The organism is Azonexus caeni (assembly GCF_048146105.1).
GTDB classification, from domain to species: domain Bacteria; phylum Pseudomonadota; class Gammaproteobacteria; order Burkholderiales; family Rhodocyclaceae; genus Azonexus; species Azonexus aromaticus_B.
Genome location: NZ_JBKJAD010000006.1, coordinates 63,310 through 84,355, shown reverse-complemented (window position 1 = coordinate 84,355; position 21,046 = coordinate 63,310). Strand labels below are relative to the sequence as shown.

The following is a 21,046-nucleotide window of genomic DNA, read 5'->3' as shown; positions in this document are numbered from 1 at the left end:
CCACTTTAGGGAGATGTTCATGAGCAAGACGCTGACCGGCAGTGGTTCGATCACGATGAAAAATCTGAATGGAACCTCAGACAAGGATTGTAGTTGCGGCTCTTGGCTGGGCCATTGGAAGAAGTTTTCAAAGACTTCCACGACACCGAAATGCCACGTGCAGGGATGCGAATCCCAAGCTGAGGTAGGGGCGCACGTCATTTTGCCGAACATGAAAGACGAATCGCTACGAAAACTCAATTTCATCGCGCCAATGTGCAAAACACACAATGGAACGCCGAGTGGCGAGTACAAATCCAAGCCCGACAGCGTTTTCGTCAGCGCAAATAAGGCGCTGACCTGCGGAGCCTAAGTCTCAATTGATAAGGGCAGGCCGGTGGAAACCGGCCTTTGCATAGACCAAGTAATTTCTGTTTTAGAACAATCGGCTAAGTGGTTTTTCCGAGGATTTCGCACGGTTCCCGGCCGACCCTCAGTTCGCGGCCGAGCGCGCTGTGCCGCTCGCGGGCCGGGCCATCGACGGCGAACTGCTCGATCAGGCGGCCGTGTTCGAGTACCGCGACATGGCTGCACAACTGGTCGACGACGGCCAGTTCGTGGGTGACGATGACGATGGTCACACCCAGCTCGCGGTTGATCTCGCGCAGCGTCTGCAGCAGCGAACGGGTCGTCTCGCTGTCGAGCGCCGAGGTCGGTTCGTCGCACAGCAGCACGTCCGGACGCGGCGCCAGAGCGCGGGCGATCGCCACCCGCTGCTTCTGGCCGCCGGAGAGGCGCGCCGGGTAGCTGGCGAGCTTGTCGGAGAGACCGACCAGCGCCAGGCATTCGCGCACCCGGGCGTCGATTTCGGCACGACTATGGTAGCCGTGGATGCGCAGCGGGAAAGCGACGTTGTCGTACACCGTGGCGTTCTGCAGCAGGTTGAACTGCTGGAAGATCATCCCGATGTTCTGCCGCGCTTCGCGCAGTTGGCGCCGCCCGAGCGTCGTCAGCTCGCGCCCGGCGACGCGGACGCTGCCGGCGTCGGGCCGCTCGAGCAGGTTGATCAGGCGCAGCAGCGTGGACTTGCCGGCGCCGCTCTTGCCGACCAGACCGAAAATGTCGCCGCGAGCGATGCTCAGCGACAGCGGATGCACCGCGGCGAAATGCTGGCCGTCGGGCAGCGTGAAGGATTTTTGCACCGCGCGCAGTTCGATGACCGGGCTGGCGCTGTTGGGAGAAGGATCGTCAGTCATGCTTGCTGTTCCGCTACCGGCCTGGCCGGCATTGATTGGCTTGAGGAGACGTCACTTTGCGCACGAGCGGGCGTCACGCCAACGAAGAACAGTTTCTTTGCTTATGCATCGCGCTCAGCGAAGGATAGAAGGGAGAAGCCGCCAGCCAGGCATGACGATATTCCCGGGCGTTTTCTAAGCTGAGAAGAATCGCATCGTTCCCGGCCGCGCTGGCGGGCTCTAGATTGGTGCAAACAGCAATCTGGAGTCCGTCATGCCCTTGAGCGACATCGTCCGTACCCTGAATTCCCCGTCCGCCGACGGTCACAGCGACTTTCTCCGCCGTTCCGGCCTCGACCATCCTTTCGTCGCGGTCGACGGGCGGGTCTTCATCCACTACGCCAACATCCGCCTGGAATCGAAATTCCTGCCCATCGTCGATGCGGCGAGCGGCAAATCGCATGGCCATGCATCGACGATCCAGGCGTTTGGCCTCTCCAGCAAGCTGCCGATGTCGCCGGAGGCGGTTTTCGTGCTGCCGACCGACGCCGAAGAATTCGTCTACCTCGACCGCCTGGTCCGCACCCTGCATGCCCTCAACTATCTGACCCAGCCGGTGCGCGGCAACCTCCTGCTGCGCGTCCATGCCCGCCACATTCTCAGCGTTCCCGCCAACCACGGTCTGGCCTTCGAGGAAATCCTGCGCCCCTGCGGTCTTTTCCCCGACCAGATCACGCTGGAAATCGATACCGACCGGGTGTCCGACCCGGCGCATTTCATCCGCGCCGTCGCCAGCTACCGCTCGCGCGGCTACGCCATCGCGGTCAGCCATTTCGGCCGCACGACGCTGGATTTCGCTTTCCTGGCCGCCCTGCAGCCCGCCATCGTCAAGCTCGACAAGCGGCTGCTCGCCGCGCGCCGGCCGCTCGAACGGATCATCGCCGATATCCATGCCTTGGGCGCGCGCGTCCTGATCGAGGGCATCGACAGCGGCCGCCTGCGTCGCCATGCCGGCTTGCAGCACATCGACCTGTTGCAGGCGCACGCCCCGCTTACCCGCCCGGCAGGAATCCGCGTCGCGGCCGATGCCGGGAACTGGGCGCGGCTCGACGCCGCCGCCTGAAATCCCGGCCACGGAAGCCAATCCCCCGCCGCCACGGCCTGCGCCGGGTTCGTTTTCCTATGGCGGCGCGCCGGTATCGACCTGAGCCTTGCCCGCCGCGAAGCCGCCAAGGCCGCATAAGGACATAAGAATTGCGTCGTTTGGCGCAAGCGTGGCGCCATCGACAATTCGCTCCATCACGGAGGAATTGACGATGGGAAAAATCGAAAATATCGCGGTCGACCGCCTGTACTGGGATGAAGCCCTGGAAACCCAATCGCGCGCCGATTGGGATGCGCTCAAGCTCGATCTGCTGAAGAAACACCTGCACCACGCTTACGCCAACTCGCCGTATTACCGGTGCAGTTTCGACGCGGCCGGCGTGCATCCGGACGACGTCAAGTCGCTCGCCGACATCCGCCGCTTCCCCTTCATCGACAAGCAGGTGCTGCGCCAGCGCCAGCAAGCCGTGCCGCCGTTCGGCGACCTGCTTGCCGTACCCGAGCGCGACATCGTCTATATCTCGGCGTCCAGCGGCTCGACCGGCGTGCCCACCGCCTCGCCGTTCACGGCCCGCGATTTCGCCGACTGGATGGATTACGAGGCTCGCCAGTTCTGGTCCTCCGGTCTGCGCCCGGACGATCGCTACTGCCATTCGCTGAATTTCTCGCTGTTCGTCGGTGGACCGTGCGTGCTCGGCGCCCAGAAGCTCGGTGCGCTGTCGATCCACGCCGGCACCGTGCCCTCGGAACGCCTGCTCGCGATTGCCAAACAGTTCCAGGCCACCGCCATCTGGACGACGCCGTCCTACGCCTGGTACCTCGGCGAGACGGCGATCAAGGAAGGCATCGATCCCAAGAAAGACCTGGCGATCAGGCGCATCTTCGTCGCCGGCGAACCCGGCGGCTCGATCCCGGAAACCCGCCAGCGCATCGAGGCGCTGTGGGGCGCCAAGGTCTATGACTATTACGGCCTGTCCGACATCTTCGGCTCCTGCGCCGGCATGTGCGAAGAACAGCACGGCCTGCACTGGGCCGAGGACCACATCCTGGTCGAAGTGCTCGATCCGGAAACGCAGGAACCGGTCGCCGACGGCGAACGCGGCGAACTGGTGCTGACGACGCTGAAGAAGTCGGCGCGGCCGATGATCCGCTTTCGCACCGGCGACATCGTTTCGTTTACCAGCGAACCCTGCGCCTGCGGCCGTAGCGCGCAGCGCATGCTGGGCACGCACGGGCGGCTCGACGACATGCTGATCATCAAGGGCGTGAACATCTTCCCCAGCGACATCGAGGCGATTGCCCGCAAGGACCGCGAGCTGACCGGCGAATACAAGCTGGTCATCGAGCGCGAAAACCACCTTGACCGGCTGACCGTGGAAATCGAGCGTATTGCGACCGACGGCGGACGCGATGACGAACTTGCCGTACGCTTTGCCGGCCACCTGAAATCGGTCACCGGCGTTTCGGCAAAGATCGTCGTCCTGCCGCCCGATACCCTGCCCCGCGCCACGCACAAGGCGAAACGGGTCGATGACCGGCGTAGCGGCGTGTGGAGCTGAAGATGGCTGAAATCCTGATCGTCCCCGGGCTACGCAACAGCGGCCCGACGCACTGGCAAAGCTGGTTCGAGGAACAGTTGCCGGACACCCGCCGCGTCGAACAAGCCAACTGGGAAAAGACCTGCCTCTCCGACTGGGCGGCCCGGGTTCGCGACGCCATCGACGCCGCCAGCGAGCCGGTGTGGATCGTCGCCCACAGCTTCGGCTGCCTGGCCAGCGTCACGGCGGCTTTCGTCCGGCCGGAAAGAATCCGTGGCGCCCTGCTCGTTGCGCCAGCCGATCCGGAGCGCTTCGGCGAAGCGGCAGCCCTGCTCGAAGAACGCCTGGCTTTTCCGAGTCTGGTCGTCGCCAGTAGCAACGATCCCTGGGTCAGGGAGCGAGTTGCCCGGCAATGGGCCGGCATCTGGGGCAGCGATTTCCTGAGCGTCGGTGCCGCCGGTCATATCAACGTCGATTCCGGCCACGGTCCCTGGCCGCAAGGATTGCAGCTCTTTCAGCGACTACGCGCGGTCTTGTGACTGAGCAAACCCGCGTTCAACCCGGATCGCCGTGTCGTGGTAGGCGGCGCCGCCTGCCGGCCAGCCCGGCGCGGCGCCGACCAGGGCATTGATGCCGATGCCTTCGATGAACGCAGAGTTCGGCCACTGGCTTTCGACGACCACGGTGTCCGGCTGCTGGCCGTCGACCAGGCGGACGTGCAGCAGCACGCTCGCCTGCGCGTTCGCCAGGCGTACCAGGTCGCCATCGGCCAGGCCCAGGCGCTCGCCGGCGGCGCGCGCGAGCAGCGCCGTCGGCCGCCCTTCGCTGCGCTGCGAACCAGGCGTCTCGGTAAAGGTGCTGTTGAGGAAATGCCGGGCCGGCGCGGCGACCAGGCGGAACGGCAAGGCCGGCGTCGGCGCGTCGATCAGTTCGGCGTGGTCCGGCAGCGCCGGCATCGCCGCGTGGCCCTCGCCGATCGCCGACCAGTCCGGGGCGAAGCGGAAACGCCCGTCGGCGTGGCCGAAGCCATTGAGGAAATGGGCCTCGGCAAAGTCCGGCGCGCAATCGAGCCAACCCGCCGCAGCCAGCGCCTCGGCGCTGCCCCGACCCGACGACTGCAGCAGCGTATCGACCATCTGCCAGGCGCTGGCGGCGAATGCTGGATGGGCGATGCCGAGCCGGCCAGCCAGGGCGGCGATGAAGTCGTGGTTGGAACGGCAGTCGCCGAGCGGCGCCAGCCAGGCCCGCGACAGTTGCAGGTGGGTGTGGCCGGAAGCCTGGTAGAGGTCGTCGTGTTCGAGGAAGGTGGTCGCCGGCAGGACCAGGTCGGCGTACTTCGCCGTCTCGGTCATGAACTGCTCGTGCACGCAGGTGAACAGGTCGTCGCGCAGCAGGCCGCGGCGGACCGCCAGGCTGTCCGGCGCGACCACCGCCGGGTTGGTGTTCTGGACCAGCAGTGCGCCGACCGGCGGACCGCCGAGCAAGGCCTGCGCGTCGCCGGCGAGAATGGCGCCGATCTGCGCCATGTCGAGCCGACGCGCCGTCGGCTGGCAGGCGTCGAGGCCGTTCAGGGAGCGGGTATTCAGGCCGTAGAGGCCGCCGTTGCTGTACAGCGCGCCGCCGCCCGGCCATTGCCAGGCGCCGCTGACCGCCGGCAGGCAACTGACCGCGTGCATCGCTGCGGCACCGTTGCGCTGGCGGGTGAAGCCGTAGCCGACGCGCAGGTAGCTGCGCTTGCAACGGCCGTAGAGACGGGCGAAGTCGACGATCTGCGCCGCCGGCAGGCCGGTGATCGCCGCCGCCCAGGCTGGCGTCCGGGTCATCAGGTGGGCTTCGACGGCCGGCGAGAAATCGCTGTGGGCGGCCAGGTAGTCGCGGTCGGCCAGGCCCTCGGCGAGCAGCACCTGCATCACCGCGCAGGCCAGCGCGCCGTCGGTACCTGGGCGCAGCGCCAGATGCAGGTCGGCCTTGGCGGCGGTGGCGGTACGGTAGGGATCGACGACGACCAGCGGCACCTCGCGGTCGCGCCTTGCCTTCTGCACCCAATGCATGAAATTGACCTGGGTGTGCACCGGGTTGCCGCCCCAGACCACGATCAGCTCGGAATCCACCATCTCGCGGGCATCGACGCCGCGCTTGGCGCCGACGCCGGCCATCCAGCCGGCGTCGCTCAAGGCGACGCAGAAGGTTTCGCGCTGCCGCGACCAGCCGGCCAGGTGACCGAGGCGGCGCAGCGCGGCGCGCTGGACCAGGCCCATGGTCCCGGCGTAATGGTAGGGCCAGACGCTTTCCGGGCCGTCGCGGTCGACGGCGCTACGCAGTCGTTCGGCCAGGCGGTCGAGCGCCTCGTCCCAGGAAATCGGCGCGAACCTGCCCTCGCCCTTGGCGCCGACGCGCAGCAAGGGTTCGCGCAGGCGTTCCGGGTGGTGCTGGCGCTCGGCATAGCGTGCGACCTTGGCGCAGATGACGCCGTCGGTGTAGGGCTGGTCGCCGCCGCGCACCCGCCCGATCCGCCCGTCCTTGACCTCAACCTGGAGAGCGCAGACGCTGGGGCAATCGTGGGGGCAAACGGCGGGCTTGAACATGGCGGTTGTCGTGGGAAAGTGCGTTGGGGTACACCGCCGGATTTACTGCAGGTCTTCGTCCTTGAGTTCCGGCAGGTTCATGATCTCGATGCCCTCGTCGCGCAGGGCTTCGCATTCGTCGGCCGTGGCCTGGCCGCGGATCGAGCGTTCCGGCGCTTCGTTGTAGTGGATCTTGCGGGCCTCGTCGGCGAAGGCATCGCCGACGTCTTCGCTGTTATCCATGATCGCCCGGACCAGTTGCCGATAAGCGGCGGCAACCTGTTCGCCGGCCGGCATCAGCGCTGTCGCGGTACTCACCCGCCCATTGCCGGACGTCGGTGTCGGTTCGGGTTGGTGGCTGCCGCCGATCGCGACGGCCGACGGTACGCGCCTGACGTTGGCGCTGTCGCACTGCGGGCAGAGCACGATGCGCCTTTCCAGTTGAGCCTCGAAATCGTCGGCACTGCGGAACCAGCCTTCAAAACGGTGGTCGTTGTCACAACTCAGGTCGTAGATGATCATCACAGGCCTTGGTGCCCGGGACGGGACTCGAACCCGTACACCTTTCGGCGAGAGATTTTAAGTCTCTTGTGTCTACCGATTTCACCACCCGGGCGGGTTTTTCGATCGTATCGGCTAGCCCGATACGAAAAAGGGAAAGCGCATTGCGCTTTCCCTTGTTTCAGACTGGAGCGGCAGAAGAGTCTCGAACTCTCGACCTATACCTTGGCAAGGTATCGCTCTACCAACTGAGCTACTGCCGCGTGTTTCTGGAGGCGCGGGCCGGAGTCGAACCGACCTACACGGATTTGCAATCCGGTGCATAACCGCTTTGCTACCGCGCCCCGCCTTCAAGCTTTACTACATTCGAGGAAGCCTGGGCTTCCGCGAGGAATTTGGAGCGGCAGAAGAGTCTCGAACTCTCGACCTATACCTTGGCAAGGTATCGCTCTACCAACTGAGCTACTGCCGCGTCAAACAGAGCGCGCATTATAGACGCCCCAAGGGTCTTGTCAACACCCTGCGCTATTTTTCCGCACTGCGCCGGGCAATTTCCGGCCAGGCCATGCGCAGGTAATAGCCCATCGACCACAAGGTCAACAAGGCGGCGAGCCAGATCAGCCACTCGCCAGCCTGCATCGTGTTCATGCCGTACAGCGGCGCCTGATACAACAGCAGCGGGATCGCCGCCATCTGCGCCGTGGTCTTGATCTTGCCCAGCATCGAGACGGCGACGCTCTTCGCCGCGCCGATCTTGGCCATCCATTCGCGCAATGCCGAAATGGTGATTTCGCGGCCGATGATGATTGAAGCAACGACGGCATCGGCCCGCCCGAGCTGGACCAGCACGATCAGCGCGGCGGCGACCATCAATTTATCGGCGACCGGGTCGAGGAAAGCGCCGAAGGCCGAGGTCTGGTTCAGCTTGCGCGCCAGATAGCCGTCGGCCCAGTCGGTCAGCGCTGCGGCAATGAAGATCAGCGTGGCGATCAGGTTGCGTTCCTGCCCGCTCGCCCAATCGGCCGGCAGGTAATAGATCGCGATCAGCAGCGGAATGGCGACGATGCGCAACCAGGTCAGCAGGATGGGAATGTTGAATGGCATAGGCCGTCAGTGTAAGGCGGAATGGATCTTTTCGGCCAGTTCGCGGCCGATGCCGGGAACCTCGGCGAGTTGGTCGACGCTCGCCTCGCGCACGCCGGCCAGGCCGCCGAAACGGGTGATCAGCGCCTTGCGCCGGGCCGGGCCGACGCTGGGCAGGCTTTCCAGCGTCGAGGTCTTGCGGCTCTTGGCGCGTTGGCCGCGATGGCCGGTGATGGCGAAGCGGTGCGCTTCGTCGCGCACCTCCTGAATCAGGTGCAGCGCCGGGTGGTCGGCGCGCAGGTTGAGCGGCGGCCGGCCGTCGGCCTCCGGGAAGATCAGGCTTTCCAGGCCGGGCTTGCGCTCCTCGCCCTTGGCGACGCCGATCATGTTGAGCTGGGTCAGGCCGAGGTCGGCGAGCGCCGCCCAGGCCGAAGCGACCTGCCCCTTGCCGCCGTCGATCAGGATCAGGTCGGGCGCCCTGCCCTCGCCGCTGGCCACGCCGTCGTAGCGCCGCGTCACGGCCTGGCGCATCGCCGCGTAATCGTCGCCGGGCGTGATGTCGCGGATGTTGAAGCGGCGGTAGTCGCGCTTGCTCATCTGGTTGCCGTCGTAGACCACGCACGACGCGACGGCGCTCTCGCCCATGGTGTGGCTGATGTCGAAGCATTCGATGCGGGCGATCGGCTCCGCGAGTTGCAGCGCTTCCTGCAGCGCGGCGAGGCGCTGCTCCTGCTGCGCCGTCGTCTGGTTGCGCGCCAGGATCGCCAGGCGGGCGTTCTGCAGCGCCATCTCGACCCAGGCCTTCTGCGTCAGGCTGCGCGCTTCGAGGATGGGCACCGGGCGGCCGGCGAGTTCGGCCAGGCTGGCGGCGGTTTCCTCAAGCTCTTCGCTTTCGGGCAGCGGCGAGACCAGCAAGCGGCCGGGCGCCGGGTGCAATTCGTAATGCTGGCGCAGGAAGGCGGTCAGCGCGTCGGCGGCGGTCGAGTCGCCGGCATTGCTCGGGAACAGCGGCCGGTCGCCAAGATGGCGGCCGCCGCGCACCATCGCCAGGTTGACGCAGAGTTGCCCGGCTTCGCGCACGGCGACGACGATATCGACGTCCTCGCCCTTGCTGCTCGAGACGAACTGCTTTTCCTGGACCTGGTGCAGCGACTGGATCTGGTCGCGGTAGATCGCCGCCAGTTCGAAGGCGAGCTTCTCGGCAGCCTTCTCCATCGCCGTGTTGAGGCGCTTGATCACTTCCTGCTGCTTCCCGGCGAGGAACATTGCCGCGTACTGGACGTCGGCGGCGTAGTCGTCGGGCGCGATGTAGCCGACGCAGGGTCCGCTGCAGCGCTTGATCTGGTAAAGCAGGCAGGGCCGCGAGCGGTTGGCGAAGACGCTGTCCTCGCAGGTGCGCAGGCGGAACATCTTCTGCAGCAGGTGGATGCTGTCGCGCACCGCCCACGACGACGGATAAGGCCCGTAGTAGTCTGCTTTGCGGTCGGGGTTGCCGCGGTAGAAGCCGAGGCGCGGGAACTTGTCGCGCGTCAGCACGATGTAGGGGTAGGACTTGTCGTCGCGAAAAAGGATGTTGTAACGCGGCGCCAGCGACTTGATCAGGTTGTTTTCAAGGAGCAGCGCTTCGGCTTCGGTGCGCGTCGCCGTCGTCTCGACGTGGTCGATCTGGCTGACCATGTGGGCGATACGCGGGCTCGACAGGTTGTCGCGGAAGTAGGAGGCGACCCGTTTCTTCAGGTTCTTGGCCTTGCCGACGTAAAGCACGGCGCCGTCGGCGCCGATCATGCGGTAAACACCGGGGAGTTCGGTCAGCGATGCGAGGAAGGATTTTGAATCAAAAGCCACGGTCGACCGTCGGAATGGGCGAAAAACGGGGAAGAAGGCACGGGCCGCGATGTTAACATGCCGCCCATGCAGCCACATTGGGACATTTTCTGCCGCGTCGTCGACAACTACGGCGACATTGGCGTCTGCTGGCGACTCGCCCGCCAACTGGCGGCCGAGCATGGCAAACGTGTGCGCCTGTGGGTGGACGATCTGGCCAGCCTGCAGCCGCTCTGCCCGGCCTGCGATCCGGCGTTGCCAGCGCAGGCGCTGGCCGGCGTCGAAGTGCGCCACTGGGTGGACGACGCCACGGTCGACTGGCTTGCCGAGGCAAAAATCGCCGACGTCGTCGTTGAAGCTTTTGCCTGCGAGCTACCGCCCGGGTACGTTGCCGGCATGGCGCAGCGGCCGGCGCGCCCGGTGTGGCTCAACCTCGAATACCTGAGCGCCGAGTCCTGGGTCGAATCCTGCCACGGCATGGCATCGCCGCACCCCTCGCTGCCGCTGACCAAGCATTTCGTTTTTCCCGGTTTTTCGCCGTCGACCGCCGGCTTGCCGCGCGAAGCCCGGCTACCGGCGGCGCCACTCGCCGCGCTGCCGGCGACGCCGGAAATCAGCCTGTTCTGCTACGCGACGGCGCCGGTCGCCAGCCTGCTTGAGGCTTTTGCCGCCTCACCCCGGCCGCTGCGCTGCCTGGTGCCGCCCGGCCAGCCGCTGGCTGCGGTGCGCGCCTGCCTGGGTGGCGACGGACCGTGGCAGCTCGGCCTGGCGCGCATCGAGCCAATCCCCTTTCTTGCCCAGGACGACTACGACGCGCTGCTGCGCCGCTGCGCGATCAACTTCGTGCGCGGTGAGGATTCCTTCGTCCGTGCCCAGTGGGCCGGCCGGCCTTTCGTCTGGCAGATCTACCGGCAGGACGACGACGCCCACCTGGGCAAGCTGGACGCCTTCCTCGACCGCTACTGCGCCGATCTCGCCGAGCCGGCGGCTCGCGCGCTGCGCCAGCTATTCCTGGCCTGGAACACAGGGGCCGATTGCACCGCCGCCTGGGCCGATTTTCTCGGCCATTACGACGCAATCGCCCACCACGCCGCGGGCTGGAACGCGGCCTTGCGCATGCAGCCCGATCTGGCGACGAATCTCGTCAAATTCTGCGCCGCGCAGGTATAATCTCGCGTTTTATTTTTCCGCTTTGGGATATCCCACATGAAGACCGCTCAGGAACTCCGCTCTGGCAACGTGATCATGGTCGGCAGCGACCCGCTCGTCGTCCAGAAGACCGAATACAACAAGTCCGGCCGCAACGCCGCCGTCGTCAAGATGAAGCTGAAGAACCTGCTTTCCGGCAACCCGTCGGAAGCGGTCTACAAGGCCGACGACAAGTTCGAGGTCGTTGTCCTCGACAAGAAGGAAGTCACCTACTCCTACTTCGCCGACCCGATGTACGTCTTCATGGACGCCGAGTACAACCAGTACGAAGTTGAAGCCGAGAACATGGTCGACGCGCTCAAGTACCTTGATGACGGCATGCCCTGCGAAGTCGTCTTCTACGACGGCAAGGCGATCTCGGTCGAACTGCCGACCATGCTCGTGCGCGAAGTCGAATACACCGAGCCGGCCGTCAAGGGCGACACCTCGGGCAAGGTCATGAAGCCGGCCCGCATCAAGCCAACCGGTTTCGAACTGCCGGTGCCGGCCTTCGTCGAAATCGGCGACAAGATCGAAATCGATACGCGCACCGACGAATACCGCAGCCGTACCAAGTAATTCCGGAAACTGCCGGATCTTTCAAGGGCAGCTTCGGCTGCCCTTGGCTTTTCCGGGCTGTCGCCAAAGCGACACGCTTTTCTGCCAGAATTCCCGTTCAACCAACCCGAACCGCGGACCCACCATGAGCTATAAAGTCTTTGTCGACGGCCAGGAAGGCACCACCGGCCTGCAGATCAACGAATACCTCGCGCAGCGCGCCGATATCGAAATCCTCAAGATCGACGCCGACAAGCGCAAGGATCTCGCCGAGCGCAAGCGCCTGATCAACGCCTCCGACGTGACTTTCCTCTGCCTGCCCGACGCGGCGGCCAAGGAGTCGGCCAGCCTGGTGGATAACCCGAACACCTGCATCATCGACGCCTCGACCGCGCACCGGGTCAATCCCGACTGGGTCTTCGGCCTGCCCGAGCTGTGCCCGGAACAACGGGCCAAGATCCGCGCCAGCAAGCGCATCGCCAACCCCGGCTGCCACGCCAGCGCCTTCATCCTGGCGCTGCGTCCGCTGGTTGCCGCCGGCTTGCTCACGGCCGACACGCAGATCGCCGCCAATTCCATCACCGGTTACTCCGGTGGCGGCAAGTCGATGATTGCCGACTACGAAGCCGCCGCTGCCAGCACGACGCAGTTGAAGGCGCCGCGCGCCTACGCGCTCGCCCTGGCGCACAAGCACCTGCCGGAAATGCAGGCCTATACCGGCCTGAGCGTGGCGCCGATCTTCCAGCCCATCGTCGGCCCGTTCTATAAAGGCCTGGCCGTCACCGCCTACCTGCACCCAGCGCAATTCACCCGCGCCGCGACCCCGGCCGACGTGCAGAAGATCATTGCCGACTACTATGCCGGCGAGCGCTTCATCAATGTCCTGCCGGTCGATCTCGAAGCCACCACCGACGGCGGCTTCTTCGACGTCGAAGCCTGCAACGGCAGCAACCGCGTCGACATCGCCGTCTTCGGCAACGCCGAACGCATGCTGCTGATCGCCCGTCTCGACAACCTGGGCAAGGGCGCTTCCGGCGCCGCCGTGCAGGCGATGAACGTGCATCTGGGCGTTGAGGAAAGCGCTGGTCTGGTTTGATCGTCCTCAGCAAAGTCACCCTGCGTCGCGGCACGAAAGTGCTGCTCGACAAGACCACGGTCACCATCAATCCGGGCGAGAAGGTCGGCCTGGTCGGGCGTAACGGCGCCGGCAAGTCGACCCTGTTCGCGCTCCTCAGCGGCAAGCTGCACGAGGATGGCGGCGACTTCTCGATGCCCAGCCAGTGGCGCATGGGCCAGGTCGCCCAGGAAATGCCGGAAACCGACCAGTCGGCGACCGATTTCGTCATCGACGGCGACACGCCGCTGCTCGCCGCCCGCAACGAAGTCGCCGCCGCCGAGGCGAGCGACGACGGCATGCGCATGGCCGAAGCCTACATGGCGCTGCACGACGCCGGCGAACACGACGCCGAGGCGCGCGCCCAGGCGCTGATCCTCGGCCTCGGCTTCAAGGTCTCCGAGCTGTATCAGCCGGTCAACAGCTTCTCCGGCGGCTGGCGCATGCGTCTGCAACTGGCACGCGCGCTGATGTGCCCGTCGGACATCCTGCTCCTCGACGAGCCGACCAACCACCTCGACCTCGACGCCATGGTCTGGCTCGAAGCCTGGCTCAAGCGCTACCAGGGCACGCTGGTGATGATCAGCCACGACCGCGAGTTCCTCGACGCAATCACCCAGGTCACGCTGCACATCGACAACGCCAAGCTGGTCCGCTACGGCGGCAACTACAGCAAGTTCGAGGACATGCGCGCCGAGCAGATGGCGCTGCAGCAGGCGACGATGGCGCGCCAGGCGGACAAGATCGCCCACCTGCAGTCCTTCATCAACCGCTTCAAGGCCAAGGCCAGCAAGGCCAAGCAGGCGCAGAGCCGGGTCAAGGCGCTGGAGCGCATGGAAAAGATCGCGCCGGTGCTGGCCGACGCCGACTTCAGCTTCGAATTCCAGGAGCCGCAGAACCTGCCCAACCCGATGCTGTCGATGGTCGATGTCGCCATCGGCTACCCGCCGCCCGCCGACGCGCCGGCCGGCACGCCGCCGACGACCATCGTGCGCAACATCAACCGCTCGGTGATGGCCGGCCAGCGCATCGGCATCCTCGGCGCCAACGGCCAGGGCAAATCGACGCTGGTCAAGACCATCGCCCGCGACCTCGGCGCGCTCAGCGGCCAGGTCACCGAAGGCAAGGGGCTGAACATCGGCTACTTCGCGCAGCAGGAACTCGACGTGCTGCGCCCGCAGGACACGCCGCTCGAACACATGATCCGCCTGGCCAAAGAAGCGATCGCCGCCGGGCGCAGCAACGTCCCCGGCCGCGAGCAGGAACTGCGCAACTTCCTCGGCAACTTCAACTTCGGCGGCGAGATGGTCAAGCAGGCGGTCGGCACCATGAGCGGCGGCGAAAAGGCGCGCCTGGTGCTGTGCATGCTGGTCTGGCAGCGGCCCAACCTGCTGCTCCTCGACGAACCGACCAACCACCTCGACCTCAACACGCGCGAGGCGCTCTCCGTCGCACTCAACGAGTTCGAGGGCACGGTGATGCTGGTCAGCCACGACCGCGCCATGCTGCGCTCGGTGTGCGACGAGTTCTGGCTGGTCTCGCGCGGCGGCGTCGGTCCCTTCGACGGCGACCTCGACGACTACCAGCGCTACCTGCTCGACGAAGCCAAGCGCGCTCGCGAGGAAGCCGCGGCACTGCTCAAGGCGGCCTGAGGCCGGCGATGGCGACGACAGCGTTCACCGCCCTCGCCTGCCCGCTCGACGGCGCGCCGCTGGCGCCGGTCGATGGCGGCTGGACCTGCCCGGCCGGCCACCGCTACGACCAGGCCGCGCAAGGCTACGTCAACCTGTTGCCGGTGCAGCACAAGCGTTCGCGCGATCCCGGCGACAGCAAGGAAATGGTCGCCGCCCGCCGCCGCTTCCTGGAAGCCGGCCATTACCGGCCGATCGCCGAACTGGCGGCGCGCGCCGCGCTCGCCGACCTGCCGGCCGATGCCGCCTGCCTCGACGCCGGCTGCGGCGAAGGTTACTACCTGCGCCAGCTAGCCGCGCAGGCCGACGCTGCCGGAAAATCCCCGGCCCTGCTCGGCCTCGATATCTCGAAATGGGCGGTTCAGGCGGCGGCAAAAGCGCAACGCGGGACGGCGACCTGGATCGTCGGCAGCAACGCCAATCTGCCGGTGCTGCCGGCGACGCTGGACCGCGTGCTGTGCCTGTTCGGCTTCCCGGTCTATCCGGAATTCGCCCGCGTGCTCAAGCCGGGCGGCCTGTTGATCATGATCGACGCCGGCCCCGATCACCTGCGCGAACTGCGCGAAATCATCTATCCGACGTTGAAAACCCCGGCAGCGCCGAACGATCAGGCACCACCGGGGTTTGCCTTGGAGCACCGCGAAGCGCTGTCCTGCCGCATCGAACTCGACAGCCAGGAACAAATCGCCGACCTGCTGGTGATGACCCCGCACTTCTACCGCGCCAGCCCGGCCGGCCGGGAAAGGGCGGCGCAACTCAACCGGCTGGAACTGACGGTCGATGTGCGGCTGCAGATTTTCGGCACCTGAACGCCTGGTGCGAACGGTGCGTTGCTAGAAGGTCCAGCGCACAACGGCCGACGCCGCATGAGACAGGTAAGCGCGACGCGACTCGGCGTCATAACGCAGCTTGATTTCCGCCCCGCTCTTGTGCCGATGCACCAGCGACAGACCGCCACTGGCCTGCCAGGGACTGCGATCGATGCCATGCGTCGCGAACGACGCTTCGGGCACGGCCGCGTACGCCGCCCGAACGGGCGCGTTCCCGTTGATTGCATCGTAAGCGACACCGAGGTTGACGCTGAGCGCGGTCGAGGCATTCAGACGGTAGTTCATCCGCCCATTCAGTCCCAGCATCAGTTCCTCCGAAACACGCCCGGCGACGTCGAGCAACAGCGGCGATAGCGTGGCCGGCCCCTTTTCGCGGTAGGCGCTATCCCTGATCCAGCGGTAATCGGCACGGATCGACGGCAGGAAGCTCGTTTTTTCGTCGAGCTGGAATCTTCTTTCCAAACCCATCCCGGCGCTGGCCGTCAGGCTGTGATACTTGGCAAGCGCCGTACCGGAGGCGAATGGAATGTGACGCCGACCATCGGTGGCATTTCGCCCGAATCCTGCCTGAAAGCTCAGTTCGCTATCGGCATCCAGAGCATGACTGCCATAGCCGAGCAACTGATAGCCGAGCATCTCCGCGCGGTGGGAAGCGCCCGACGCTCCGCCTTGCACGCGGCTGCTGGCGTAGGCAAAAGCGAGGCCAAGACGGCTGGCGGCGGAAACCGCTGCCTCGGTACCGAGCACCATGCCGCCGGTACTGAGGTCATAGCCGGGAACATCCCCGCGATCCTTCTGCTCGGCCCAGGTGCCGAACGGCCGCAGCCACATTTCCCGGTCGCCTTCGACCGACGAATTTTCCGGCAAGCCAGCGGGATCATGTCGACGCGTCTGGACGATGCGGCCGACGTAGCCCATTACCGACTGGGCGACGCGGCTTGTTTCGCCGCTCAGCAGCGGCAGCGTCTGGCTGATGGCTTGCGCAAGCTGGCTTTCCTGCCCATCGGTGAAGCCTCCGAACATTCCCCCAAGCCGGCTCGCCGGATTGCCGGCGAGTTCATCATCGATGGCCCTGGCCGCCGACCTCGCCGAGCGCTTGCCGGCATTGCTCACCATCTCCTGCAGATTGACGGACGCATCGTGCCGCACCAGCAGGGCGACGGTATTGCCGTCCTGGCTGGCGGAAAAGTTGAACAGCAGGGAATTGTCGGTGACACTGAAGCTGCCATTGCCGATCAGCGTTCCCGCCCGGATGACGTCCTCCAGCCTGCCCGCCGTGTTGTAACCGGTGCCCAGCACCTGTACGACGATTCTGGCGTCGTCCGGCAACGCCGCGCTCCCGACGACATCCAGCTGGCCAAAAGCGCTAGCGCTTGCAACCCCGGTATGAAACCTGGCCGTGGGGCCCATCGTCAAATTGCCACCCACCGTAAGCTCGCCCACCGGGTCGCCGGGCGCCAGCACGCCGTTCACCGTCACGGCCCCCGACAAGTTGCCAGTGCCGCGCAGCGTACCGGCTGTACCCACGGTGACCGGGCTGAGCAGGCTGCCATTGACCACCAGCGTGCCGCCGTCGACCACGGTATCGCCGGTATAGCTGGACATTCCGGTCAGCGCTAGGGTGCCGCCGCCGAGCTTGATCAGCCCGCCATTCAGTCCGGGACGGTAGCCGATGTCGTTGCTGAAGATCGAGGTGTAGCCCGCCGGGAGATTCGCCTCGAAGTCCTCTTCCAACAACCCGGGTCCGCGAATCGCCTTGCCCACATCGAGCAGGCCGCGTCCCCATTCGACATCCGGGTTGGCCGCTCGGTTGGCGGTGGTGAGGACGGTCACCGCAAGATTCTTGTTGCTCATCCAAGGAAACTGCTCGGCGACCAGCGCCACCGCGCCGGAAACGATGGGCGCGGCGGCGGACGTCCCCGTGGCGTGGGAATAACCCTCCTGCGCCGTGCTGTCGGCGCCGAGAATGCCTGTGCTGGATAGCGGCAGGCCGGGAACGTCGTCGCCTCCCGGGGCGGCCAGGCAGTATTCCTTGCTGACACCACAGCGGTTCGAATACCCAGCCAGGGCCGTCCCCGCATTGTTGGTCGCCGCGACGACGATGAAGCCGCCTCGGGCGGCGATCGCCGGGTCATACGCGGGCACGATGGCGGGTGTTCCGGGGTTGGCAGCGGCTTCGTTACCCGTGGTGAAAACGAGGACGCTGCCCCGGGCCAGTGCGCTGTCGATGGCCGAAACAACAATCGGGTAATCGCGCAACAGACTCAGGTAATTGAGCGTCGGGTCGATCGTGCCGGAGACGAACTCCCAGCTATTGTTGATGACCTTGGTCGACAAACTGCTGACGTAGTCGAGCGATGATGCGATGTAGATAACGTTGAACTGATCGTCGGCAACGAAATTCAACGCGCCGATGACCAGTCCCGCCCGGTAGGCAACGCCTTGCATGTTGTTGGCGCGGTCGGCACCGTCGAGGCGGGCGGCAAGCACGCTGGCGACCAGGGTGCCGTGGTTGTAGTAGTCCTGCAGGTAGCTGGCAAAATTGCTGTTGCCGGCACGGTCGGTATACGAGTTGTAGCCCGCCAGGATGGCATTGGCGAACTCGACGTGATTGGGATTGATGCCGCTATCGACCACCCCGACCCGCACCCCGGCGCCGCTCAAGCCAGCGTCGTAGGCCAGAAGGAGATTGACCGCCGACAAGGCGGGCTGGTTGTAGAACTCGGGGCCAGGTACGAACTGGGCCGCTGCGGGTGCTGCAAGAATCGATAGTACGAGAACAACCGGCAGGCTTTTCAATTTGGGGATTCCGAGATTTCTCGAAGGGGGAGCATTGTCCCCGACTTCCGCAGCCAATTCCAGAGTCATTGGATTGTGCATGCCGCGCCTGCCAAGTGCTTCGGCATGTCGTAAGATGCCATGGTCACCATTCCCGAAGACGCCCATGCCAAGCTACGAATACCTGCTGACCTCGCTGATCGTCGTGCTGATTCCCGGCACCGGCGTCATCTTCACGATTTCCGCGGCGCTGGTGCACGGCCGGCGAGCCGCGCTCTATGCGGCGCTCGGCTGTACCGCCGGCATCCTGCCGCACCTGCTGGCGACGGTGCTCGGGCTGGCCGCTTTGCTGCATGCCAGCGCCCTCGCCTTCCAGTTACTGAAGTTTGCCGGCGTCGCCTACCTGTTCTATATCGCCGTCGCCACCTGGCGCGATCGCGACAGCTTCGCGGTCGACAGCGACAAGCGCCGGCAGACGGCCGGCCAGTGGGTCATCAAGGCCTTCCTGCTCAACATCCTGAATCCCAAGCTGAGCATTTTCTTCCTCGCCTTCCTGCCGCAGTTCGTCGATCCCGCCCAGGGTTCGCCCTTGATGCAACTGGCGCAGCTCAGCGCCGTCTTCATGCTGATGACCTTTGTCGTCTTCGTTGCCTACGGGCTGCTGGCTCACGCGTTCCGGCGCACGGTCATCGAGGCGCCGCGCGTCCAGTCCTGGTTGCGGCGCGGCTTTGCCGGCGTTTTTGCCGGCCTCGGCGTCCATCTGGCCCTGGCGGAGCGCTGATGACGATGAAGACCCTCGGCCTGATCGGCGGCATGAGCTGGGAATCGACGCTGCCCTATTACCGCCTGATCAACGAACAGGTCCGCGCTCGCCTGGGTGGGCTGCATTCGGCAAAACTGGTGCTCTACAGCGTCGACTTCGCCGAGATCGAGCAGTTGCAGCAGGCCGGCGACTGGATCACGGCCGGCGCCCGCCTGGCCGACGCCGCCCGCGCCCTGGCGGCGGCCGGCGCCGAAGCGCTGGTGTTGTGCACCAACACCATGCACAAGGTAGCGCCAGCCATTGCGGCGGCGGTAAACCTGCCGCTGCTGCACATCGCCGACCCGACGGCGGCGGCGATCCGGGCTGCCGGGCTGACACGGGTCGGCCTGCTCGGCACGCGCTTCACGATGGAACAGGATTTCTACGTCGAGCGCCTGCGCGCGCACGGGCTGGAGGTGCTGCTGCCCGATGCCGAGCAGCGCGAGATCGTGCATAGTGTGATCTACGACGAGTTGTGCCTTGGCCGCAGCGAACCGACGTCGCGCGCTGCTTACCGCGCCATCATCGCCGACCTGGCCTGCCGTGGCGCCGAAGCGGTGATACTCGGCTGCACGGAAATTTCGTTGCTGATCGGCCCGGACGACTCGCCGCTGCCCTTGTTCGACACCACGCTATTGCATGCGCGGGCGGCGGTGGATTTCGCGCTGGCCGACTGAAACCAGCCTCAGCAGCGAGCCAACAGTAGCGAACCTTTTTCCCGTGGATCGAGGTCGATGCGTTCGACGCTGGCAAAGCCCGCTTCGGCCAGCCAGTCGCGGTAGTCGGCTTCGCGGTGGATCTGCGTCCCGGTCTCGTAGAGCAGGGTCAGCTTGAAGGCGGCGTGGTAGGCGCCGGGCGGCTGGTCGTCGAGGTATTCGTGGATCACCAGCTGGCCGCCGGGCTTCAGGCTGTCGCGGATGCGCCGGATAACGCGGCGGTTGTCGTCGGCGCTCTGGTTGTGCGCGACCGAGAGGTAGAAGACGAGGTCGAAGCCCTGGCCCCAGTCGAACTCGAGAACGTCGCCCGAGGTCAGCGCGATGCGCCCGGCCAGGCCGTGGGCGGCGATGGTCGCCGGCGTCTCGCTGAGCGCGCTGGGCAGGTCGACGATCTGCGCGCTGAGTTGCGGATAGCGCTCGCAGAAGCGGATCGAATGCAGGCCGTGTGAGCCGCCAAGATCGAGCAGGCGGCGCTGGTCGTCGCCTACCGGCACACGCGCCAGCAAGTCGGGGCCGAGGTCGCGGGCGAAGGCGCCCATGTAGGCGGAAAACCGCTCGCCGAGCTGCGGCCGCGCCTGCATCGCCTGCCACAGCGTGGTCTGCGGCCCGCCGCGGCGCACCGCACCGGCCAGCTCGCCCAGCATCGGCCAGGCTTCGGCGGTCCACAGCAGGCCCGGCGTGTAGTCGACGGCGCCGCGTGAGGTGAACCAGCGCTGGGTCGACGCCGTGTTGGCATAGGCCTCGCCCTGGCGTTCGAGATAGCCGATGGCGACGAGGAAATCGGCCAGCGTCGCGATGCCGCGCGCCGACGCCTGCAGCCGCCCGGCCAGTTCGCCGGCGGCGAGCGGCCCGTCGGCGAGCGCCTCGAACAGGCCAAGCTGGCCGGCCGAGACGATGGCCGCCGATTTCATCATCGGCAGGTAGACGTCGAGCATCGCCAGCTCGGCGTCACCGCTGGGCAGGCAGACGTCGGGCTTGGCCGACATCAGAGCAGCGCCTCGATCGCCGCCCGCAGCGCCGCGTCGTCGGGCGCGGTATCGGGCGAGAAGCGGCCGACGACGCGACCGTCGCGGTCAACCAGGAATTTTTCGAAATTCCACAGCACGTCGCTGGCGTTGGCCGGCAGCATGTTGTAGCCGGCGAGCTTGGCGCGGAAATCGCTGCCGGCCGGGAAGACGGTCGCCGGCGCCGCTGCGATCAGCGCCGCGTAGAGCGGATGGCGCGGCGCGCTGTTGATCTGCAGCTTGGCGAACAGCGGAAAGCTGACGCCGTAATTGCTGCTGCAGAAGGCGCCGATTTCTTCGGGCGTGCCCGGTTCCTGGCCGGCGAAATCGTTGCACGGGAAGCCGAGCACCTGGAAGCCGCGCGCCGCCAGTTCCCGGTGCAGCTTCTCCAGGCCTTCGTACTGCGGCGTCAGGCCGCAGCGCGAGGCGACGTTGACCACCAGCAGGACCTCGCCGGCGTGGTCGCGCAGGCTGGCCGGGCGGCCGTCGAGGCTGTTTAGCGGAATGTCGTAGAGGCTGTCGTTCATTCTTTTCTCC

Annotated in this window: 19 protein-coding genes and 4 tRNA genes; 11 read left to right on the top strand and 12 right to left on the bottom strand. The window is 65.9% G+C overall.

The window, feature by feature from the left end:
* Window positions 1-19: 19 nt before the first annotated feature.
* Window positions 20-352, top strand: coding sequence for a hypothetical protein (locus ACLIIZ_RS08785; protein WP_416691726.1), 333 nt, complete (start codon window positions 20-22; stop codon window positions 350-352).
* Between the two features lie 76 nt (window positions 353-428).
* On the opposite strand, the gene ACLIIZ_RS08780 is transcribed toward ACLIIZ_RS08785, so the two are convergent.
* A complete protein-coding gene (locus tag ACLIIZ_RS08780; RefSeq protein ID WP_416691725.1) occupies window positions 429-1,235 on the bottom strand; it encodes a methionine ABC transporter ATP-binding protein in 807 nt (268 codons plus the stop codon).
* A gap of 253 nt (window positions 1,236-1,488) precedes the next feature.
* On the opposite strand from ACLIIZ_RS08780, the gene ACLIIZ_RS08775 reads away from it, so the two are divergent.
* From ACLIIZ_RS08775 to ACLIIZ_RS08765, 3 genes are all read left to right on the top strand, one after another.
* Window positions 1,489-2,337: an EAL domain-containing protein gene (locus ACLIIZ_RS08775; protein ID WP_416691724.1), complete on the top strand. Its 849-nt coding sequence runs from the start codon at window positions 1,489-1,491 to the stop codon at window positions 2,335-2,337.
* Between the two features lie 193 nt (window positions 2,338-2,530).
* Entirely contained in the window at window positions 2,531-3,877 is a 1,347-nt protein-coding gene (locus tag ACLIIZ_RS08770) for a phenylacetate--CoA ligase family protein (protein WP_416691723.1), read from the top strand.
* 2 nt (window positions 3,878-3,879) lie between these two features.
* The gene (locus ACLIIZ_RS08765; RefSeq protein WP_416691722.1) at window positions 3,880-4,395 is read left to right on the top strand and encodes an RBBP9/YdeN family alpha/beta hydrolase; all 516 of its coding nucleotides are present in this window, start codon (window positions 3,880-3,882) and stop codon (window positions 4,393-4,395) included.
* Here ACLIIZ_RS08765 and ACLIIZ_RS08760 read toward each other — a convergent pair.
* The 8 genes from ACLIIZ_RS08760 to uvrC all read right to left on the bottom strand — a co-directional run bounded on the left by ACLIIZ_RS08760 (window position 4,378) and on the right by uvrC (window position 9,849).
* Complete coding sequence (locus ACLIIZ_RS08760) at window positions 4,378-6,441, bottom strand: molybdopterin-dependent oxidoreductase (protein ID WP_416691721.1); 2,064 nt, start codon at window positions 6,439-6,441, stop codon at window positions 4,378-4,380. The two genes, ACLIIZ_RS08765 and ACLIIZ_RS08760, sit on opposite strands and share 18 nt — an antisense overlap.
* 42 nt (window positions 6,442-6,483) lie before the next feature.
* A complete protein-coding gene (locus ACLIIZ_RS08755; protein ID WP_416691720.1) occupies window positions 6,484-6,942 on the bottom strand; it encodes a DUF1178 family protein in 459 nt (152 codons plus the stop codon).
* A 9-nt stretch (window positions 6,943-6,951) separates the two neighbouring features.
* Window positions 6,952-7,036: transfer RNA gene (locus tag ACLIIZ_RS08750), tRNA-Leu, on the bottom strand.
* A gap of 72 nt (window positions 7,037-7,108) precedes the next feature.
* Window positions 7,109-7,184 (bottom strand) — tRNA-Gly (locus ACLIIZ_RS08745).
* A gap of 7 nt (window positions 7,185-7,191) precedes the next feature.
* A tRNA-Cys gene (locus ACLIIZ_RS08740) sits at window positions 7,192-7,265 on the bottom strand.
* 52 nt (window positions 7,266-7,317) lie between these two features.
* A tRNA-Gly gene (locus ACLIIZ_RS08735) sits at window positions 7,318-7,393 on the bottom strand.
* Between the two features lie 53 nt (window positions 7,394-7,446).
* Entirely contained in the window at window positions 7,447-8,025 is a 579-nt protein-coding gene (gene pgsA / locus ACLIIZ_RS08730) for a CDP-diacylglycerol--glycerol-3-phosphate 3-phosphatidyltransferase (protein WP_416691719.1), read from the bottom strand.
* Between the two features lie 6 nt (window positions 8,026-8,031).
* Complete coding sequence (uvrC, locus tag ACLIIZ_RS08725) at window positions 8,032-9,849, bottom strand: excinuclease ABC subunit UvrC (protein WP_416691718.1); 1,818 nt, start codon at window positions 9,847-9,849, stop codon at window positions 8,032-8,034.
* A 57-nt stretch (window positions 9,850-9,906) separates the two neighbouring features.
* Between uvrC and earP the strand changes: the two genes are divergently transcribed.
* The 5 genes from earP (at window position 9,907) to ACLIIZ_RS08700 (ending at window position 15,188) form a co-directional block, all read left to right on the top strand.
* Complete coding sequence (gene earP, locus ACLIIZ_RS08720; RefSeq protein ID WP_416691717.1) at window positions 9,907-10,998, top strand: elongation factor P maturation arginine rhamnosyltransferase EarP; 1,092 nt, start codon at window positions 9,907-9,909, stop codon at window positions 10,996-10,998.
* A gap of 36 nt (window positions 10,999-11,034) precedes the next feature.
* Complete coding sequence (gene efp, locus ACLIIZ_RS08715) at window positions 11,035-11,595, top strand: elongation factor P (RefSeq protein WP_416691716.1); 561 nt, start codon at window positions 11,035-11,037, stop codon at window positions 11,593-11,595.
* 124 nt (window positions 11,596-11,719) lie between these two features.
* Complete coding sequence (gene argC / locus ACLIIZ_RS08710) at window positions 11,720-12,670, top strand: N-acetyl-gamma-glutamyl-phosphate reductase (protein ID WP_416691715.1); 951 nt, start codon at window positions 11,720-11,722, stop codon at window positions 12,668-12,670.
* Window positions 12,667-14,340 carry an ABC-F family ATP-binding cassette domain-containing protein gene (locus ACLIIZ_RS08705; protein WP_416691714.1) on the top strand — a complete coding sequence of 558 codons (1,674 nt, stop codon included), beginning with the start codon at window positions 12,667-12,669 and terminating at the stop codon, window positions 14,338-14,340. Before argC ends, ACLIIZ_RS08705 begins: the two co-directional genes overlap by 4 nt.
* An 8-nt stretch (window positions 14,341-14,348) precedes the next feature.
* Entirely contained in the window at window positions 14,349-15,188 is an 840-nt protein-coding gene (locus tag ACLIIZ_RS08700) for a putative RNA methyltransferase (RefSeq protein WP_416691713.1), read from the top strand.
* 24 nt (window positions 15,189-15,212) lie between these two features.
* Here ACLIIZ_RS08700 and ACLIIZ_RS08695 read toward each other — a convergent pair whose 3' ends face one another.
* Window positions 15,213-18,008: an autotransporter domain-containing protein gene (locus ACLIIZ_RS08695; RefSeq protein ID WP_416691712.1), complete on the bottom strand. Its 2,796-nt coding sequence runs from the start codon at window positions 18,006-18,008 to the stop codon at window positions 15,213-15,215.
* 145 nt (window positions 18,009-18,153) lie between these two features.
* Between ACLIIZ_RS08695 and ACLIIZ_RS08690 the strand changes: the two genes are divergently transcribed.
* On the top strand, window positions 18,154-18,768 hold the full coding sequence (locus ACLIIZ_RS08690; protein WP_416691711.1) for a LysE family translocator: 615 nt from the start codon (window positions 18,154-18,156) through the stop codon (window positions 18,766-18,768).
* On the top strand, window positions 18,768-19,466 hold the full coding sequence (locus ACLIIZ_RS08685; RefSeq protein WP_465221443.1) for an aspartate/glutamate racemase family protein: 699 nt from the start codon (window positions 18,768-18,770) through the stop codon (window positions 19,464-19,466). Before ACLIIZ_RS08690 ends, ACLIIZ_RS08685 begins: the two co-directional genes overlap by 1 nt.
* A gap of 8 nt (window positions 19,467-19,474) precedes the next feature.
* Here the strand turns inward: ACLIIZ_RS08685 and ACLIIZ_RS08680 are convergent, their stop codons facing one another.
* Window positions 19,475-20,491 carry a methyltransferase gene (locus tag ACLIIZ_RS08680; RefSeq protein WP_416691710.1) on the bottom strand — a complete coding sequence of 339 codons (1,017 nt, stop codon included), beginning with the start codon at window positions 20,489-20,491 and terminating at the stop codon, window positions 19,475-19,477.
* Window positions 20,491-21,036, bottom strand: a complete 546-nt coding sequence (locus ACLIIZ_RS08675; protein ID WP_416691709.1) for a glutathione peroxidase — start codon at window positions 21,034-21,036, stop codon at window positions 20,491-20,493. Before ACLIIZ_RS08675 ends, ACLIIZ_RS08680 begins: the two co-directional genes overlap by 1 nt.
* Window positions 21,037-21,046: the final 10 nt, after the last annotated feature.

Coding starts and splice junctions, on each gene's coding strand:
- efp (WP_416691716.1), top strand. CDS start 11,035: ATGAAGACCGCTCAGGAACTCCGCTCTGGCAACGTGATCATGGTCGGC.
- ACLIIZ_RS08770 (WP_416691723.1), top strand. CDS start 2,531: ATGGGAAAAATCGAAAATATCGCGGTCGACCGCCTGTACTGGGATGAA.
- ACLIIZ_RS08785 (WP_416691726.1), top strand. CDS start 20: ATGAGCAAGACGCTGACCGGCAGTGGTTCGATCACGATGAAAAATCTG.
- earP (WP_416691717.1), top strand. CDS start 9,907: ATGCCGCCCATGCAGCCACATTGGGACATTTTCTGCCGCGTCGTCGAC.
- ACLIIZ_RS08685 (WP_465221443.1), top strand. CDS start 18,768: ATGACGATGAAGACCCTCGGCCTGATCGGCGGCATGAGCTGGGAATCG.
- ACLIIZ_RS08755 (WP_416691720.1), bottom strand. CDS start 6,942: ATGATCATCTACGACCTGAGTTGTGACAACGACCACCGTTTTGAAGGC.
- ACLIIZ_RS08775 (WP_416691724.1), top strand. CDS start 1,489: ATGCCCTTGAGCGACATCGTCCGTACCCTGAATTCCCCGTCCGCCGAC.
- pgsA (WP_416691719.1), bottom strand. CDS start 8,025: ATGCCATTCAACATTCCCATCCTGCTGACCTGGTTGCGCATCGTCGCC.
- ACLIIZ_RS08700 (WP_416691713.1), top strand. CDS start 14,349: ATGGCGACGACAGCGTTCACCGCCCTCGCCTGCCCGCTCGACGGCGCG.
- ACLIIZ_RS08780 (WP_416691725.1), bottom strand. CDS start 1,235: ATGACTGACGATCCTTCTCCCAACAGCGCCAGCCCGGTCATCGAACTG.
- ACLIIZ_RS08675 (WP_416691709.1), bottom strand. CDS start 21,036: ATGAACGACAGCCTCTACGACATTCCGCTAAACAGCCTCGACGGCCGC.
- ACLIIZ_RS08680 (WP_416691710.1), bottom strand. CDS start 20,491: ATGTCGGCCAAGCCCGACGTCTGCCTGCCCAGCGGTGACGCCGAGCTG.
- argC (WP_416691715.1), top strand. CDS start 11,720: ATGAGCTATAAAGTCTTTGTCGACGGCCAGGAAGGCACCACCGGCCTG.
- ACLIIZ_RS08690 (WP_416691711.1), top strand. CDS start 18,154: ATGCCAAGCTACGAATACCTGCTGACCTCGCTGATCGTCGTGCTGATT.
- ACLIIZ_RS08765 (WP_416691722.1), top strand. CDS start 3,880: ATGGCTGAAATCCTGATCGTCCCCGGGCTACGCAACAGCGGCCCGACG.
- ACLIIZ_RS08760 (WP_416691721.1), bottom strand. CDS start 6,441: ATGTTCAAGCCCGCCGTTTGCCCCCACGATTGCCCCAGCGTCTGCGCT.